We start from the raw sequence: 13,934 nt of genomic DNA, 5'->3' as shown, positions 1-13,934 counted from the left end.
TGAAGGGATGCAGACCCAGGCGAACGGTGCCGAGCAGATCACGCAGGCGCTGTCGCAGCTGTCGGAAGCCGCGCAGCAGACGGCCGAATCGCTGCGCCAGTCGTCGCAGGCGATCGACGACCTGACGCTCGTCGCGAATCAGTTGCGCACCAGCGTGTCGCGCTTCAAGGTCGACGCGTGACGCGCGTCGAGCCGCACGGCGCCGCGCACGCGCTGTTCCTGATGTTCGAGCTCGACGGCGAGCGCTACGCGCTCGACGCGGCCGACATCGACGAGGTGTTGCCGCTCGCGACCGCCAAGGCCGTGCCCGGCGCGCCCGAATGGATCGCCGGGCTGCTGATGCGCGGCGGCCAGCCGGTGCCCGTGATCGACGTGCCGATGCTCGCGCTCGGACGGCGCGCGCATGCGTTGCGTTCGACGCGGCTGGTGATGGTTCGCTACCGCGTCGGGCAGCTCGACCGCGAGCGCGTGATCGGCCTGATCATCGAGCGCGCGACGCAGACGCTGCGGATCGATCGCACGGCGTTTCGCGCCAGCGGCGTATCGACCGCGCGCACGCGCTGGCTCGGGCGCGTCGCGAACACGCCCGGCGGGATCGTGCAGCAGGTCTCGGTGTCCGACCTGATCGACGACGTTGCGCGCCTGTATCTGTTCGACGGCCTGCCGGGCCACGAAGGGGAGTCCGCATGAAAGAGTCCGATTCGCGATTTCGCGGCTGGCTGCTGCGCGAGACCGGCATCGACCCCGATTCGCTCGGTAACGATTTTCTGAGCCGCGCGCTGACGGAGCGCATGCAGGCGCTGCAGGGCGACGGCGAGCGGCTGCCGTTGGCGGCGCGGCCGCCCGTCACGCCGGAAGCGCTCGACGCCTACTGGCAGCACCTCAACGCGTCGGCCGACGAACGGCGCGCGCTGATCGAGCTGTTCATCGTGCCGGAGACGTGGTTCTTCCGCGATCGCGAGGCGTTCGCGACGCTCGCGCGGCTCGCGGCCGAGCGGCTCGCCGCGACGCCCGGGCGCGTGATCCGCGTGCTGAGCGCTCCGTGCTCGACCGGCGAGGAGCCGTATTCGGCGGCGATGGCGCTGCTCGACGCCGGGCTCGAGCCGGCCAGCTTCACGATTGACGCGCTCGACCTGAGCGCGCGCGCGATCGAACAGGCGCGGCTCGGCTGCTACGGGCGCAATGCATTTCGCGGCACGGCGACCGAGTTCCGCGGCCGCTACTTCACGCCGGTCGCCGACGGCTGGCTGCTCGACGAGCGCGTTCGCGCGTGCGTGCAGTTTCGCCAGGCGAACCTGGTCGAACCGGGCACCGATACGGGCATCCGCTACGATTTCGTGTTCTGCCGCAACGTGCTGATCTATTTCGACCGCGACGCGCAGGACCGTGTGATCGGTTCGCTCGAAAGCGCGCTCGCCGACGACGGCATGTTGTTCGTCGGGCCGGCCGAAACGGGCGTCGCGATGCGGCGCGGGATGCGTTCGGCACGCGTGCCGCTCGCGTTCGCGTTTCATTGCGGGCGCGATGGCGCTGCGGCGGACGCGTACGCAGCCCGCCATGCGGCACCGATGCCCGCGCTTGCGCCGTACCGGCGCGCCGAGCGCTTCGCCGTGGCGCCGCCGGCTGCGACGCGCCCGCTGCTGGCCGTCGTTCCGCCGACGTGGAGCGATGCCGCGCCAGCGCGCGCTGCCTTTGAACCGGCCGGGCGCCCGACGGCGTTCGGGCCGCGGGCCGATGCGCGCGTCGACCCGCTGACCCATGCGGCGAACGTGGCCGACACGCCCGCGCCGGCGACGGCGGCCGACGGCGCCGCGCCGACGCTCGAGGAAGCGCAGGCGCTGGCCAACGCGGGCGCATTCGACGAGGCCGAGCGCGTGCTCGCGCAGTTTTCCGCGCACGCGGGGCCGCACGCCGACGCGTTCTACCTGAACGGGCTGATCGCGGATGCGCGCGGGCGCGTCGCGGAAGCGGGCGATTTCTACCGGAAGGCGCTGTATCTGCGGCCGACGCACCACGAAGCGCTGACGCATCTCGCGACCTTGCTGGACGTCGGCGGCGACGGCGCCGGCGCGCAATGGCTGCTCGAGCGTGCGCGGCGCTCGGCCGGATAATGAGAATACGGGTTGGGAGCCGACATCGGGATGACCGAGGAAAGAATGAACCGCGACGCCGTTGCCACTGACGACACGACGATCGGCGTCGACGATTGCTGGAACCGGATCGGCACGCACGGCGACCGCTCGTGCGAGCGGCTGGCCGAGTGCCTGCGCTGCCTGAACTGCCCGGTCTATGCGTATCACGCGGCGAAACTGCTCGAACGCCCGCTCGGCGCCGCCGAACTGGCCGACGCCACGCAGCGGATCAGCGCGTTCGACGCGACCCGCGCGCACGGCGACGACGATACGCATCAGGCGGCACTGGCGTTTCGCGTCGCTGACGAATGGCTCGCGCTGCCGATCGGCGTGCTGCGCGAGATCGCCGGCACGCGTCCGATCCATTCGCTGCCGCATCGCCGCCATTCGGCCGTGCGCGGCGTGGTCAACATTCGCGGCACGCTGCGCATCGCGATCTCGATCGGCGCGCTGCTCGGCCTCGACGCGGGCAAGGGCCGCGAGGGTGGCGCGGACGGCCGTTTCACGCGGCTGCTGGTCGCCGCGCACCAGGGCGAGCCGGTGGTGTTCCCGGTCGACGAAGTCGAGGGCGTGCTGCGCTTCGGCGCATCCGAATGGGTGCCCGTGCCGGCGACGGTCGGGCGCGCGAGCGCCGGCCTGTCGCGCGGCGTGCTGTCGTGGCGCGGCAAGTCGATCGGCTTGCTCGACGACGATCGGCTGTTCGACGCCGTGACACGGAGCATGCGATGAGCGGCGATGACGATCTGAGCCAACTGTCGCTGCTCGAGCTGTATCGCGAGGAGACGCGCACGCAGACCCAGGCGCTGTCCGAGCGCCTGCTCGCGCTCGAATCGGGCGAGCCCGACTCCGTCGCGCTCGAGGCGTGCATGCGCGCCGCACATTCGTTGAAGGGCGCCGCGCGCATCGTCGGCGTGCCGCTCGGCGTCGACATCGCGGGGCGCATGGAAGAGTGCTTCGTCGCGGCGCAGGCCGGCACGATCGCGCTGACGGCCACGCATGTCGACGTGCTGCTGGCCGGCGTCGACCTGCTGGTGCGCGTCGCCGATCCGCAGGCCCAGCCCGTGTCGCCGGCGGAGATCGAGGCGTTCGCGCTGGCGCTGACGGGCGCCGACGGCGCGCACGCGATGCCGGCACCGACGTTCGCGCCGCCGCCGGCGCCGCCGTCCGTCGCGCCGTTTCGCGAGCACGACGGCGCCGCGAACGAGCCCGTGGGGGCCGGTGCCGCGGTGCCGCCGCTCGCCCTGTCGGCGGCCGTGCCCGATCCGGTCCAGGCCGGCCGCGCGGCCGGCGCGGGCGCGATGCGCCGCGTGCGGGCCGATACGCTGAACCGGCTGCTGAGCCTGTCCGGCGAATCGCTCGTCGAATCGCGCTGGCTCAAGCCGTTCGCGGAGTCGATGCTGCGCGTGAAGCGCGCGCAGCGCGACGCGGCCCGGTCGCTCGATCTGTTGTACGAACAGTTTGCCGACGATCTCGACGCGGGCGTGCTCGCGTCGGTGAACGAAGTGCGGCACATGCTCAACGACCTGCAGCGTTCGCTCGCCGAGCGCATGGACGAATTCGACCGCTTCGAGCGGCGCAGCACGCATATCGCCGAACAGCTGTACGACGAGGCGCTGCAGTGCCGGATGCGGCCGTTCGGCGACGCGACGCGCGCGTATCCGCGGATCGTCCGCGATCTCGCGCGCTCGCTCGGCAAGCAGGTGCGCTTCTCGATCGTCGGCGAAGGCACGCAGGTCGACCGCGACATCCTCGACCTGCTCGACGCGCCGCTCGGCCACCTGCTGCGCAACGCGATCGACCACGGCGTCGAATCGCCCGACGCTCGCCTCGCGCGCGGCAAGCCGGCCGAGGCGAGCGTGACGCTCGAAGCGCGGCATAGCGCCGGCTCGCTGCTCGTCAGCGTGATCGACGACGGGCCGGGCGTCGACATGGATGCGTTGCGCGCGGCGGTCGTGCGCCAGCGCCTGACCGACGACGAGACGGCCGCGCGGCTGTCCGATCCCGAACTGCTCGAATTCCTGCTGCTGCCGGGCTTCTCGATGCGCGATGCGGTGACCGACGTGTCGGGGCGCGGCGTCGGCCTCGACGCGGTGCAGGAGATGGTGCGCGGCGTGCGCGGCGCGGTGCGCATCTTCAACGAGCCCGGCGCGGGCATGCGCTTCGTGCTGCAGCTGCCGCTCACGCTATCGGTGATCCGCAGCCTGCTGGTCGAGGTCGGCGGCGAGCCGTACGCGTTCCCGCTCGCGCACGTGCGCCGCACGCTCGAACTGTCGCACGACGACATCGACGTGCTCGAAGGCCAGCCGCATTTTCCGTTCGACGGCCGGCGCGCGGGCCTCGTCGCCGCGCACCAGCTGCTCGATGCCGGCGAGCCCGGCGTCGCGCGCGCGAGCACGGCGGTCGTGGTCGTCGGCGGCGAGCCCGAACTCTACGGTGTCGCCGTCGATCGCTTCCTCGGCGAACGGATGCTCGTCGTGCAGCCGCTCGACAGCCGCCTGCACAAGATCCAGAACATCGCGGCCGGCGCGTTGCTCGAGAACGGCGACCCGGTGCTGATCGTCGATGTCGAGGACCTGATCCGCTCCGTCGACAAGCTCGTGCGCGGCGGACAGCTCGCGAAACTCACGCGCGACCGGCAGCTCGCGCTCGCCGACCGGCGCCGCCGCGTGCTCGTCGTCGACGATTCGCTGACGGTGCGCGAGCTCGAACGCAAGCTGCTGGAAAAGCGCGGCTACGACGTGACCATCGCGGTCGACGGAATGGACGGCTGGAACGCGGTGCGCAGCGACGCGTTCGACCTGGTCGTCACCGACGTCGACATGCCGCGCATGGACGGGATCGAACTCGTCACGCTGATCAAGGGCGATCCGACGCTCAAGCGCGTGCCGGTGATGATCGTGTCGTACAAGGATCGCGACGAGGATCGCCGGCGCGGGCTCGATGCCGGTGCCGACTACTACCTCGCGAAGAGCAGTTTCCACGACGAGGCGCTGCTCGACGCGGTGCACGACCTGATCGGGGACGCACGCGGATGAACATCGGCATCGTCAACGATCTGCCGCTTGCCGTCGAGGCGCTGCGCCGCGTGATCGCGCTGCGCACGGATCACCGCGTGCTGTGGGTGGCGACCGATGGCGACGAGGCAGTGGATTTCTGCGTCGCGCATCCGCCCGACCTCGTGCTGATGGATCTCGTGATGCCGAAGCTCGACGGCGTGGCCGCGACCCGGCAGATCATGGCGCGCGCGCCGTGCGCGATCCTGATCGTGACCGCGAGCGTCAGCGCGAACACGTCGTCGGTCTACGAGGCGATGGGTGCCGGCGCGCTCGACGCGGTCGACACGCCGACGCTCGCGCTCGGCCTGCCGTCGGATGCGGCGCCGCAGCCGCTGCTCGCGAAGATCGACCAGATCGGCCGGCTGCTCGAAAGCCGGACCGCGACGCCCGTGCCGCCCGGGCCCGCACCCGCGCGCGGCCAGCCGACGCTGATCGCGATCGGCGCGTCGGCGGGCGGGCCGACCGCGCTCACCGCGCTGTTGCGCGCGCTGCCGGCCGATTTTCCGGCTGCGCTCGTGATCGTCCAGCACGTCGACCAGGCGTTCGCGGTCGGCATGGCGGAGTGGCTCGACGGCTATACGCGGCTGCCCGTGCGCGTCGCGCGGCAGGGCAGCGTGCCGCAGGCGGGCGAGGTGCTGCTCGCGGCGACCAACGATCACCTGTACATGTCGCCGCGCGGCGTGCTCGGCTATACGCGGCATCCGGCCGAGACGCCGTACCGGCCGTCGATCGACGTGTTCTTCAACAGCGTCGCCGACGGCTGGGAGGGCGACGCGCTCGGCGTGCTGCTGACCGGGATGGGGCGCGATGGCGCGCTCGGGCTGAAGGCGATGCGTGCAAAGGGGTGCTACACGATCGCGCAGGACGCGGCGACGAGCGCCGTCTACGGGATGCCGAAGGCGGCCGCGGCGATCGGCGCGGCGTCGGCGATCCTGCCGCTCGACCGGATCGCGCCGCAACTGATTTCACGCGTGACGCGCATGCCGCTCGACTGACGGCGCGCCGCTGCCCCGGCGGGGCCGCATTGCGCGCGCCGCGCGGCGTCGCGTACAATTGTCGCCTGCGGAGATGGCATGCCTCCCTGCGGTCGATCCCGGCGCGTCGCGCGCGGTTCGGCCCTCAACCGCCGGCTTGCCCGGCTGATGATGCCTGCGTGTTCCTGGGTTGTCAGGAGGTCGCAGGCCGTCCATGCGGTATTCTGCCGCCCAGGTTTTGATGTCCCGTCGAATCTGGAAATCATGTTTTTCTCGACTTCTGCCGATTTTTTCGCGACCGTGCGCTACGTGTGCCGCTGGCTCGCGCTCTCTGCGTTGCTCGGCGCGCTGGCCGGCACGGCTTCCGCGTTGTTCCTGATCGCGCTCGATTGGGCGACCGGCACGCGCGTCGCGCATCCCTGGCTACTGTGGGGGCTGCCGGCCGCCGGTTTGGCGACCGGCTGGGTCTACCACCGGTTCGGCCAGTCGGTCGCGCGCGGCAACAACCTGCTGATCGACGAGATTCACGACCCGAAGGCGCTGGTGCCGAAGCGGATGGCGCCGCTCGTGCTCGTCGCGACCGTCGTCACGCACCTGTTCGGCGGGTCGGCCGGCCGCGAGGGCACGGCCGTGCAGATGGGCGGCGCGCTCGCCGATCGCATCACGCACCTGTTCCGGCTCGATCGCGAGCATCGGCGTGTGCTGTTGATGGGCGGCATCGCGGCCGGGTTCGCGTCGGTGTTCGGTACGCCGCTCGCGGGCGCCGTGTTCGGGCTCGAGGTGCTCGCGATCGGGCGCGTACGGTACGACGCGCTGCTGACCTGCGTCGCGTCGGCGATCGTCGCGGACGTCGTGTGCCGCGCGTGGGGCGTGCATCACACCGCTTATGCGATTCCGTTCGTGCCGGCCGTGTCGGCGACGGGGCTGGCCGCGACGGTCGTCGCGGGTGTCGCGTTCGGCGTCGTCGGCCGGCTGTTCGCGTTCGCGACGCATGCGCTGACCGCGTGGTTTCGCCGCGTGATCCGCTATGCGCCGCTGCAGCCGGTGCTCGGCGGCCTGCTGGTCGCGGTGGCCGCCACCGTGCTGAACGTGCCGCAGTATCTCGGGCTCGGCATTCCGACGATCGAAGCCGCGTTTCACGGGCCGCTGCCGGCTTACGATTTCGCGGGCAAGTTCGCGTTCACCGTCGTCACGCTCGCGTCGGGGTTCAAGGGCGGCGAAGTGACGCCGCTGTTCTACATCGGCGCGACGCTGGGCAACGCGCTCGGGCAGGTGCTGGCGCTGCCGGTGCCCGTGCTGGCGGGGCTCGGCTTCGTCGCGGTGTTCGCGGGCGCGGCCAACACGCCGATCGCGTCGACGATCATGGCGATCGAGCTGTTCGGCGCGGATGTCGGCGTGTATGCGATCGTCGCCTGCGTGGTCGCCTATCTGTTTTCCGGACACGCGGGGATTTATCGCGCGCAACGGGTGGCGGTGGGGAAGAGGGCGCAGGTGGAGGTGGAGTAAGGCCGCGTGCGGGGCGGCCGGCCGGGCGCATCGCGACGGAAACCGACGCCCGGTGATCCCGAGCGTCACCGGGAACGGCGGTGTTCTTTGCCGTTAGGCCTTCGGCAGCTTCGCGACGTTCCGCGCGAGCAGTTCCTCGATATCGATGCCCTTCTCCGCGAGCAACGTCGTGACGACGCCGGTCAATTCCCCGAGGGTTTCCTTGACCGACTCGCGGATCGTATCCACGACGACCTGCGTGCTGCGCTCGATCTCGATATTGACCCGGTCGTCGACGCCCTTCGCATCGAAGGTGGTCGCGCGTCGCGTTTCGGGAATCAGCCAGACGTCGAACCAGCCTTCGTCGCGATTGACGTCCGACACGGTGAGGCTGCAGCCGTTGATCGCGATATAGCCTTTCGCAAACACGTAGCGCCTGAAATCGGCCGGCACGCCGATGCGGATCATCCGGTTGTGTTCGGACGACGCGATGTTCGCGATCGTTCCCATGAAATCGACATGTCCGGACAGCGGATGTCCGCCGATTTCAGCGCCGTCCTTCGCGGCCCGCTCGACGTTGATCCGGGCGCCGGTCGTGAGGTCGGCGAGCGTGGTGATGCGCAGGCTCGGCAACATCACGTCGAAGTCGATCAGCTCGGGTGAGTGGATGGTCGTCACGGTCAGGCAGACGCCATCGACCGAGACGCTCGCGCCGATCTCGATGTCGGTGGTGAACCGCTCGGGGAATTCGATGCTGAACGTTCTCAGTTCGCCGTGATCCTTGATGGCCTTGATGACGCCAACACCCTGAACAATGCCTGTAAACATGATCTGCCTTTCGTCGCAAATTGCCTGGCCGGTATGATAAGTGATCCCGGCTCGCCTCGTTCGCCAGGGGTTTGCCGGGCAGCGCACGGCGGGTCGCGTGGCACCGTCGAATGGAATCGACGACGCGCGCAACGGCCTCGCGAATTCGTGGCGATCGCATCGACGTCCCGCGTGGCGCAACCGGGCGCGGCGGCGGTGTGCCGCGCGCCCGGTTGCGGTCGGGTTGCCATCAGGCTTCCGCCGGCTCTCCCCGCGACCCGGCATGACCGTCCGCCGTGCGCCGCGGCGGATCGATCAAGCCCTTCGCGAGTTCCAGCGCCTGCCGCTCGAACAGCCGGCGATACGTCCCGCCGTCGATGCGGATCAGCGCGTCGTGGCTGCCTTCCTCGATCACCTTGCCGCGCTCGAGCACGAGCAGACGGTCGAGCGCGCGCACCGTCGACAGCCGGTGCGCGACGACGAGCGTCGTGCGCCCGACCATCAGCCGCTCCATCGCCTGCTGGATCAGCACCTCGCTTTCGCTGTCGAGGCTCGACGTCGCTTCGTCGAGGATCAGGATCGGCGCATCCGCGAGGAACGCACGCGCGATCGCGACGCGCTGGCGTTCGCCGCCCGACAGCTTGATCCCGCGTTCGCCGACGAGCGTGTCATAGCCGTCTGGCAGCGCGACGATGAAGTCGTGCGCGCTGGCGAGACGCGCGGCGCGCTCGATCTCCGCACGGCTCGCGTCGGGGCGCGCATACGCGATGTTCTCGGCGAGCGTGCGGTGGAACAGCACGGGTTCCTGCTGGACGATCGCGATCTGGCTGCGCAGCGAATCCTGCCGCACCTGCGCGATGTCCTGGCCGTCGATCGTGATGCGGCCGCCCGACACGTCGTACAGGCGCTGGATCAGCTTGATGAACGTCGTCTTGCCCGACCCGGAATGGCCGACGAGGCCCACGCGTTCGCCGGGCGCGATGCGCATCGAGAAGTCGTCGTACAGCGGCACCGGATGGTTGCCGTAGCGGAACGTCACGTGCTCGAAGCGGATCTCGCCTTGCCCGATCCGGATCGCGGGCGCGCCGGGCCGATCGTCGATGCCGAGCGGCTGGCGCTCGAGCGCGACGAGTTCTTCCATGTCGTTGACCGAGCGTTGCAGGTTGCGAATGTGCATGCCGACGTCGCGCAGGTAGCCCTGCAGCATGAAGAACATCGTCAGCGAGAACGCGATGTCGCCGACGCTCGCTTCGTCGTTCGCCCACAGCCGCAGCGCGACGCCGATCATCGCCGCCTGCATCGCGACGAGCATCGCGCCCTGCAGCCCGCCGTTGAACGTGCCGCGCACCCACGTGCGGCGCGTGCGCTGGCGCCACTTGCCGATCACGCGATCGAGCCGCGCTTCCTCGCGCGTTTCCGCGCCGAACGCCTTGACGACCGCGTTGCAGCTCACGGCGTCGGCGAGCGCGCCGCCCATGCGCGTGTCCCACAGGTTGCCGAGCCGCGCGGCCGGCGCGACGATGCCGAGCGACACGGCGACCGTCACCGAGATGTACAGCAGCGAACCCGCACCGACGACGAGCCCCATCACCGGCCAGTGCGTGCCGAGCAGCACGGTCGCGCCGACGAGCATCGTGACCGACGGCAGCAGCGCGATCAGCACCGTGTCGTTCAGCAGGTCGAGCGCCCAGATCCCGCGCGTGATCTTGCGCACGGTCGACCCCGCGAAGCTGTTCGCGTGCCAGTCGGTCGAGAAACGCTGCACGCGGTGGAACGATGCCGCGGCGATCTCGCTCATCATCTTCAGCGTGAGCGTGATGATGCTCAGGTAGACGCCCTGCCGCAGCAGCGTCGCGCCGATGCCGAGCGCGGCCAGCGTGCCGAACGCGGTGACGGCCGCATGCCACGCGGCGGCGCGGTTGGCCAGGCCGGTCGACAGCGCATCGACGAGGCGCCCGGCGAACAGCGGCGTGAGCACGTCGGCAAGCGCGCCGAGCAGCGCCAGCGTCGTGATCGTCGCGATGCGCACCGGCTGCTTGCGCCAGTAGCGGAACGTGAAGCCGAAGACGGCCTGGAATGCCTGGCCGCCCAGATGGGTGGTTTTTCTGGTCATGTATCGTTGCCCGGCGCATCGCGCGACGGGACTTTCCGGTTCGGAGAACGTCGAAAACGCGACAGCCGGACCGCGCGCACGACGCGGGCGAAACGAAACGGGCTGTCGGGAAAATGCGCGGGCTGGCGGGCTAGCGGAGCACTCGGAAGCCGGCGCGGACGACGGGCTGGATCAGCCGCGCCGTGGGACCACGTTCGGGAAGGTTGCTGGCATTCGGAACATCTGCACCTCCCTGAAGTGAACGGTTGAAAGGACGCCGAAAAAGACGTGAAGGGATTTTATCAGCAGAGCCGGACGCGCCGCAACGTCTGACGAATGCGGCGTTGCAGCAGCGATGAGGTTAGTATTCGGGGTTTTGGCCCTCTTTCGTGCGTGTTCCGCGGTGCGGTGCCGCACGGGGCGGCGGGCGGCATCGATTACACTCTGCCGTTGCGCGCCGGCCGCTGCGGCCCCGCGGATTCACCCGATACACTCCTGAGGAAACGATGAGCGACGTTCAGCAAGGCATCCTGGCTCCGATCGACACGGCGGCCCGATACCTCACTTTCACGATTTCGAACAACGTCAATGTGGCCACGGCGCTCGCGGCATTGCGCGAACTCGTCGACGGGCGCGACACGGTCGCGGGCTTCGGGCAGGCGCTGGCCGCGCATCTCGGCCGCCCGGTTCCGGGGCTCACCGAATACCCGGCGTTCGCGGTGAACGACCGTACGCTGCCGATCACGCCGGCCGACGTCTGGGTCTGGCTGCGCGGCGACGATCGCGGCGCACTCGTGCTGCGCGCGCGGGCGATCGAGCGGGCGCTCGCGCCGGCGTTCGTGCTGCAGGACGCGGTCGACGGGTTCCGCTATTCGACCGATCGCGACCTGTCGGGTTACGAGGACGGCACCGAGAACCCGACCGGCGACGACGCGCTGGCCGCGGCGGTCGTCACGGGGCAGGGCGCGGGGCTCGACGGTTCGAGCTTCGTCGCGGTTCAGCAATGGCTGCACGACTTCGACCAGATGGAGCGCATTGCGTCGGGCGACATGGATCACATCATCGGCCGCCGCCGCTCGGACAACGAGGAGCTCGACGACGCGCCCGCGTTCGCGCACGTGAAGCGCACCGCGCAGGAGAGCTTCGAGCCGGAGGCATTCATGCTGCGCCGTTCGTCGCCGTGGTCCGATGCGCGCCGCGCGGGGCTCTACTTCGTCGCGTTCGGCTGTTCGTTCCGCGCGTTCGACGTGCAGATGCGCCGGATGAGCGGCGCGGACGACGGCATCGTCGACGGCCTGTTCCGCTTCACGCGACCGCTGACGGGCGCGTATTTCTGGTGCCCGCCGGTGAAGGACGGCAAGCTGGACCTGTCCGCGCTCGGACTCTAAGCGCCGGACGACAACCGCAAACGGGCGGGCCGCGCATCGCGCGCGGCCCGCCCGTTTTGCTTGTGACGCGGCGATCGCGTGCGGCGCGGTACGCCGCCCCGTCAGTTCAGCGTCGTTTCGATGCGCGTGCCGCGCTTGATGAACAGCGTCACCGGCGTCTTCTCGCAGATTTCCGCGAGCCGCTGGCGCTGCGCGTCGTCGAGCGGGCCGTCGAGCGTCACGACGCGGCGCACGTATTGCTGCCCGTCACGATCGGCATGCAGTTCGGTGCGCACGTCGATGCGCGCGGCCGGCCACGTCTTGCGCTGCATGTACATGCGCAGCGTCGCGGCCGTGCATTGCGCGAGGCCGGCCAGCACGAACTCGAACGGCGCCGGCCCGAGGCCCTGTCCGCCTTCGCGCGGCGCTTCGTCGCCGGTCAGCGCGTGCGTGCCGGCCTGCAGCTGGACGACGTAGTCGGGCGCGTCGGCGGCGAGGGTGGCGGCAGCGTGGATGAGCGGCATGGCAAGTCTCCGGTAAGCGGGAAAGAGGCGGCCGCGACGACGCGCGGCGTGTGAGCCGTCAGCATACCGTCTCGAGGAAAAACGCGGGCGCCACGCGCGTCGACGGGGCTCGCCGGGATCAGCCGGCGACGCCGGCACTCCGGCGCACGAGCGTGGCGACGCGTTCGCGCACCCACTGGTGCGCGCGGTCGGTCTCGCGCGATTCGTGCCAGTACGCGAGCAGCGGAAACGGCTTGAGTCGCAGCGGCAGCGGCTGCACGGCGATCGGCAGCATCGCCGCCATGCGCAGCGCATACGTGCGCGGCAGCGTCAGCAGCAGGTCGCCCGCCGCGGCGATCTGGCAGGCGGCGAAGTAATGCTGGCAGACGAGCTGGATGTGACGGAAGCGCCCGTCGTTGCCGAGCAGCACGTCGAGCGATTGCGGTTCGCCGAGCGACGACACCGCGACATGCCGCGCGGCGAAATAGTCGCCGCGCCGCAGCGGACCGCCGGTCAACGGATGATCGTGCCGCATCGCGACGACGAGCGAATCGTCGAGCAGGTGCTCGGTCACGATGCGCGGGCCGGTCTGCACGCGTCGATCGACGGCCAGATCGAGATTGCCCGACGCGAGTTCGCGTTCGATGTCGTGCACCGCGACGCGGCGGCTCACGAATCGCAGGCCCGGCGCTGCGCCGGCGAACGCGGCGACGATCTGCGGCAGCGCGATCGATTCGAGCACGTCGCGAATGCCGACCGCGATGCTCAGGTCGAGCGTCGCCGGGTCGAATGCCGCCGGGTCGCGCGCGGCGCGCTGCAGGCCGGCGAGGTGAAGCTGCACGTCCGCGATGATCGCGCGCGTGCGCTCGGTCGGCACGACGCGGTTGCCCTGGCGCACGAACAGCGGGTCGTCGAAATGCGCGCGCAGCCGGTTGAGCGCATGCGTGACGGCCGGCTGCGTCAGGTGCAGCGCACGGACGGCCGCACCGATACCGCCGTGCACGTAGACGGCATCGAGCACGCGGAACAGGTTCAGGTCGAGACGATGATCGGCGGGCACGGACGAAGGCGGCGTGGTGGGCGGTGGGGCGATTCTAATGGATGCGCGAACAACGGAACGCGGGTGCGCGTTGTGCAGGCGACCGATGCCGTTCGATGCATGTCGATGACGATCGTCACGCCACGCGAGCGTGCGTGGAGCCGATGCGCGATGCGAGGCAGCCGTCACGATGCGAGTCCGCCCATCGGCATGCGCATTTCCGCGCGGCCAAACCATCGGTCGGCGAAAGCCTGTAGAAATCCGCCATCATGCTGTCCCGGTCGGCCATTTCGTCACAAAGATACGACCCGTTCGGCTAGTTCGGCTAAGATGCCGTCGCTTCATATTTCGAGATAGCCGTCCCTGTCGCACGTGTTCAAACCAAATATAAGCCTGACAGTTCGACGGTATTAAAAAAAGAAGTCGAAACAGTCCGGGGGCTTGGCCAGTGGAAGCAGCAGATCAGAGGTGGGTCGTAA

General features: G+C 69.9%; 11 protein-coding genes, 1 pseudogene and 1 riboswitch. Of the genes and pseudogenes, 8 read left to right on the top strand and 4 right to left on the bottom strand.

Features of this window, described 5'->3' with window-relative positions:
- The 7 genes and pseudogenes from U4Y91_RS27580 to U4Y91_RS27550 all read left to right on the top strand — a co-directional run.
- Positions 1-181, top strand: a pseudogene (locus tag U4Y91_RS27580) (methyl-accepting chemotaxis protein); the annotation flags it as partial.
- A 41-nt stretch (positions 182-222) separates the two neighbouring features.
- The gene (locus U4Y91_RS27575; protein WP_415750505.1) at positions 223-690 is read left to right on the top strand and encodes a chemotaxis protein CheW; all 468 of its coding nucleotides are present in this window, start codon (positions 223-225) and stop codon (positions 688-690) included.
- Entirely contained in the window at positions 687-2,111 is a 1,425-nt protein-coding gene (locus tag U4Y91_RS27570; RefSeq protein WP_321807739.1) for a CheR family methyltransferase, read from the top strand. The genes U4Y91_RS27575 and U4Y91_RS27570 overlap by 4 nt, the downstream gene beginning before the upstream one ends.
- Before the next feature lie 45 nt (positions 2,112-2,156).
- A complete protein-coding gene (locus U4Y91_RS27565) occupies positions 2,157-2,861 on the top strand; it encodes a chemotaxis protein CheW (protein ID WP_321807738.1) in 705 nt (234 codons plus the stop codon).
- Positions 2,858-5,167 (top strand): hybrid sensor histidine kinase/response regulator, encoded by a 2,310-nt coding sequence (locus U4Y91_RS27560; RefSeq protein ID WP_321807737.1) that lies wholly within the window; start codon positions 2,858-2,860, stop codon positions 5,165-5,167. The genes U4Y91_RS27565 and U4Y91_RS27560 overlap by 4 nt, the downstream gene beginning before the upstream one ends.
- Positions 5,164-6,183 carry a chemotaxis response regulator protein-glutamate methylesterase gene (locus U4Y91_RS27555; RefSeq protein WP_321807736.1) on the top strand — a complete coding sequence of 340 codons (1,020 nt, stop codon included), beginning with the start codon at positions 5,164-5,166 and terminating at the stop codon, positions 6,181-6,183. Before U4Y91_RS27560 ends, U4Y91_RS27555 begins: the two co-directional genes overlap by 4 nt.
- 60 nt (positions 6,184-6,243) lie before the next feature.
- A riboswitch (Fluoride riboswitch) is annotated at positions 6,244-6,347 on the top strand.
- 79 nt (positions 6,348-6,426) lie between these two features.
- A complete protein-coding gene (locus tag U4Y91_RS27550) occupies positions 6,427-7,668 on the top strand; it encodes a voltage-gated chloride channel family protein (protein ID WP_321807735.1) in 1,242 nt (413 codons plus the stop codon).
- Positions 7,669-7,761: 93 nt separating this feature from the next.
- On the opposite strand, the gene U4Y91_RS27545 is transcribed toward U4Y91_RS27550, so the two are convergent.
- The gene (locus U4Y91_RS27545) at positions 7,762-8,475 is read right to left on the bottom strand and encodes a riboflavin synthase subunit alpha (RefSeq protein ID WP_257770651.1); all 714 of its coding nucleotides are present in this window, start codon (positions 8,473-8,475) and stop codon (positions 7,762-7,764) included.
- 229 nt (positions 8,476-8,704) lie between these two features.
- The gene (locus tag U4Y91_RS27540; RefSeq protein ID WP_321807734.1) at positions 8,705-10,567 is read right to left on the bottom strand and encodes an ABC transporter ATP-binding protein; all 1,863 of its coding nucleotides are present in this window, start codon (positions 10,565-10,567) and stop codon (positions 8,705-8,707) included.
- A 485-nt stretch (positions 10,568-11,052) separates the two neighbouring features.
- On the opposite strand from U4Y91_RS27540, the gene U4Y91_RS27535 reads away from it, so the two are divergent.
- On the top strand, positions 11,053-11,934 hold the full coding sequence (locus U4Y91_RS27535) for a Dyp-type peroxidase (RefSeq protein ID WP_321807733.1): 882 nt from the start codon (positions 11,053-11,055) through the stop codon (positions 11,932-11,934).
- Positions 11,935-12,035: 101 nt separating this feature from the next.
- Here the strand turns inward: U4Y91_RS27535 and U4Y91_RS27530 are convergent, their stop codons facing one another.
- Entirely contained in the window at positions 12,036-12,437 is a 402-nt protein-coding gene (locus U4Y91_RS27530; RefSeq protein WP_321807732.1) for an OsmC family protein, read from the bottom strand.
- A 118-nt stretch (positions 12,438-12,555) separates the two neighbouring features.
- On the bottom strand, positions 12,556-13,476 hold the full coding sequence (locus U4Y91_RS27525) for a LysR family transcriptional regulator (protein ID WP_321807750.1): 921 nt from the start codon (positions 13,474-13,476) through the stop codon (positions 12,556-12,558).
- Between the last annotated feature and the right edge of the window lie 458 nt (positions 13,477-13,934).

It is taken from the genome of Burkholderia sp. BCC1993 (assembly GCF_905339865.1).
GTDB lineage: Bacteria > Pseudomonadota > Gammaproteobacteria > Burkholderiales > Burkholderiaceae > Burkholderia.
The sequence above is the reverse complement of the archived record's forward strand: the minus strand, read 5'-3'. Positions and strand labels throughout refer to the sequence as shown.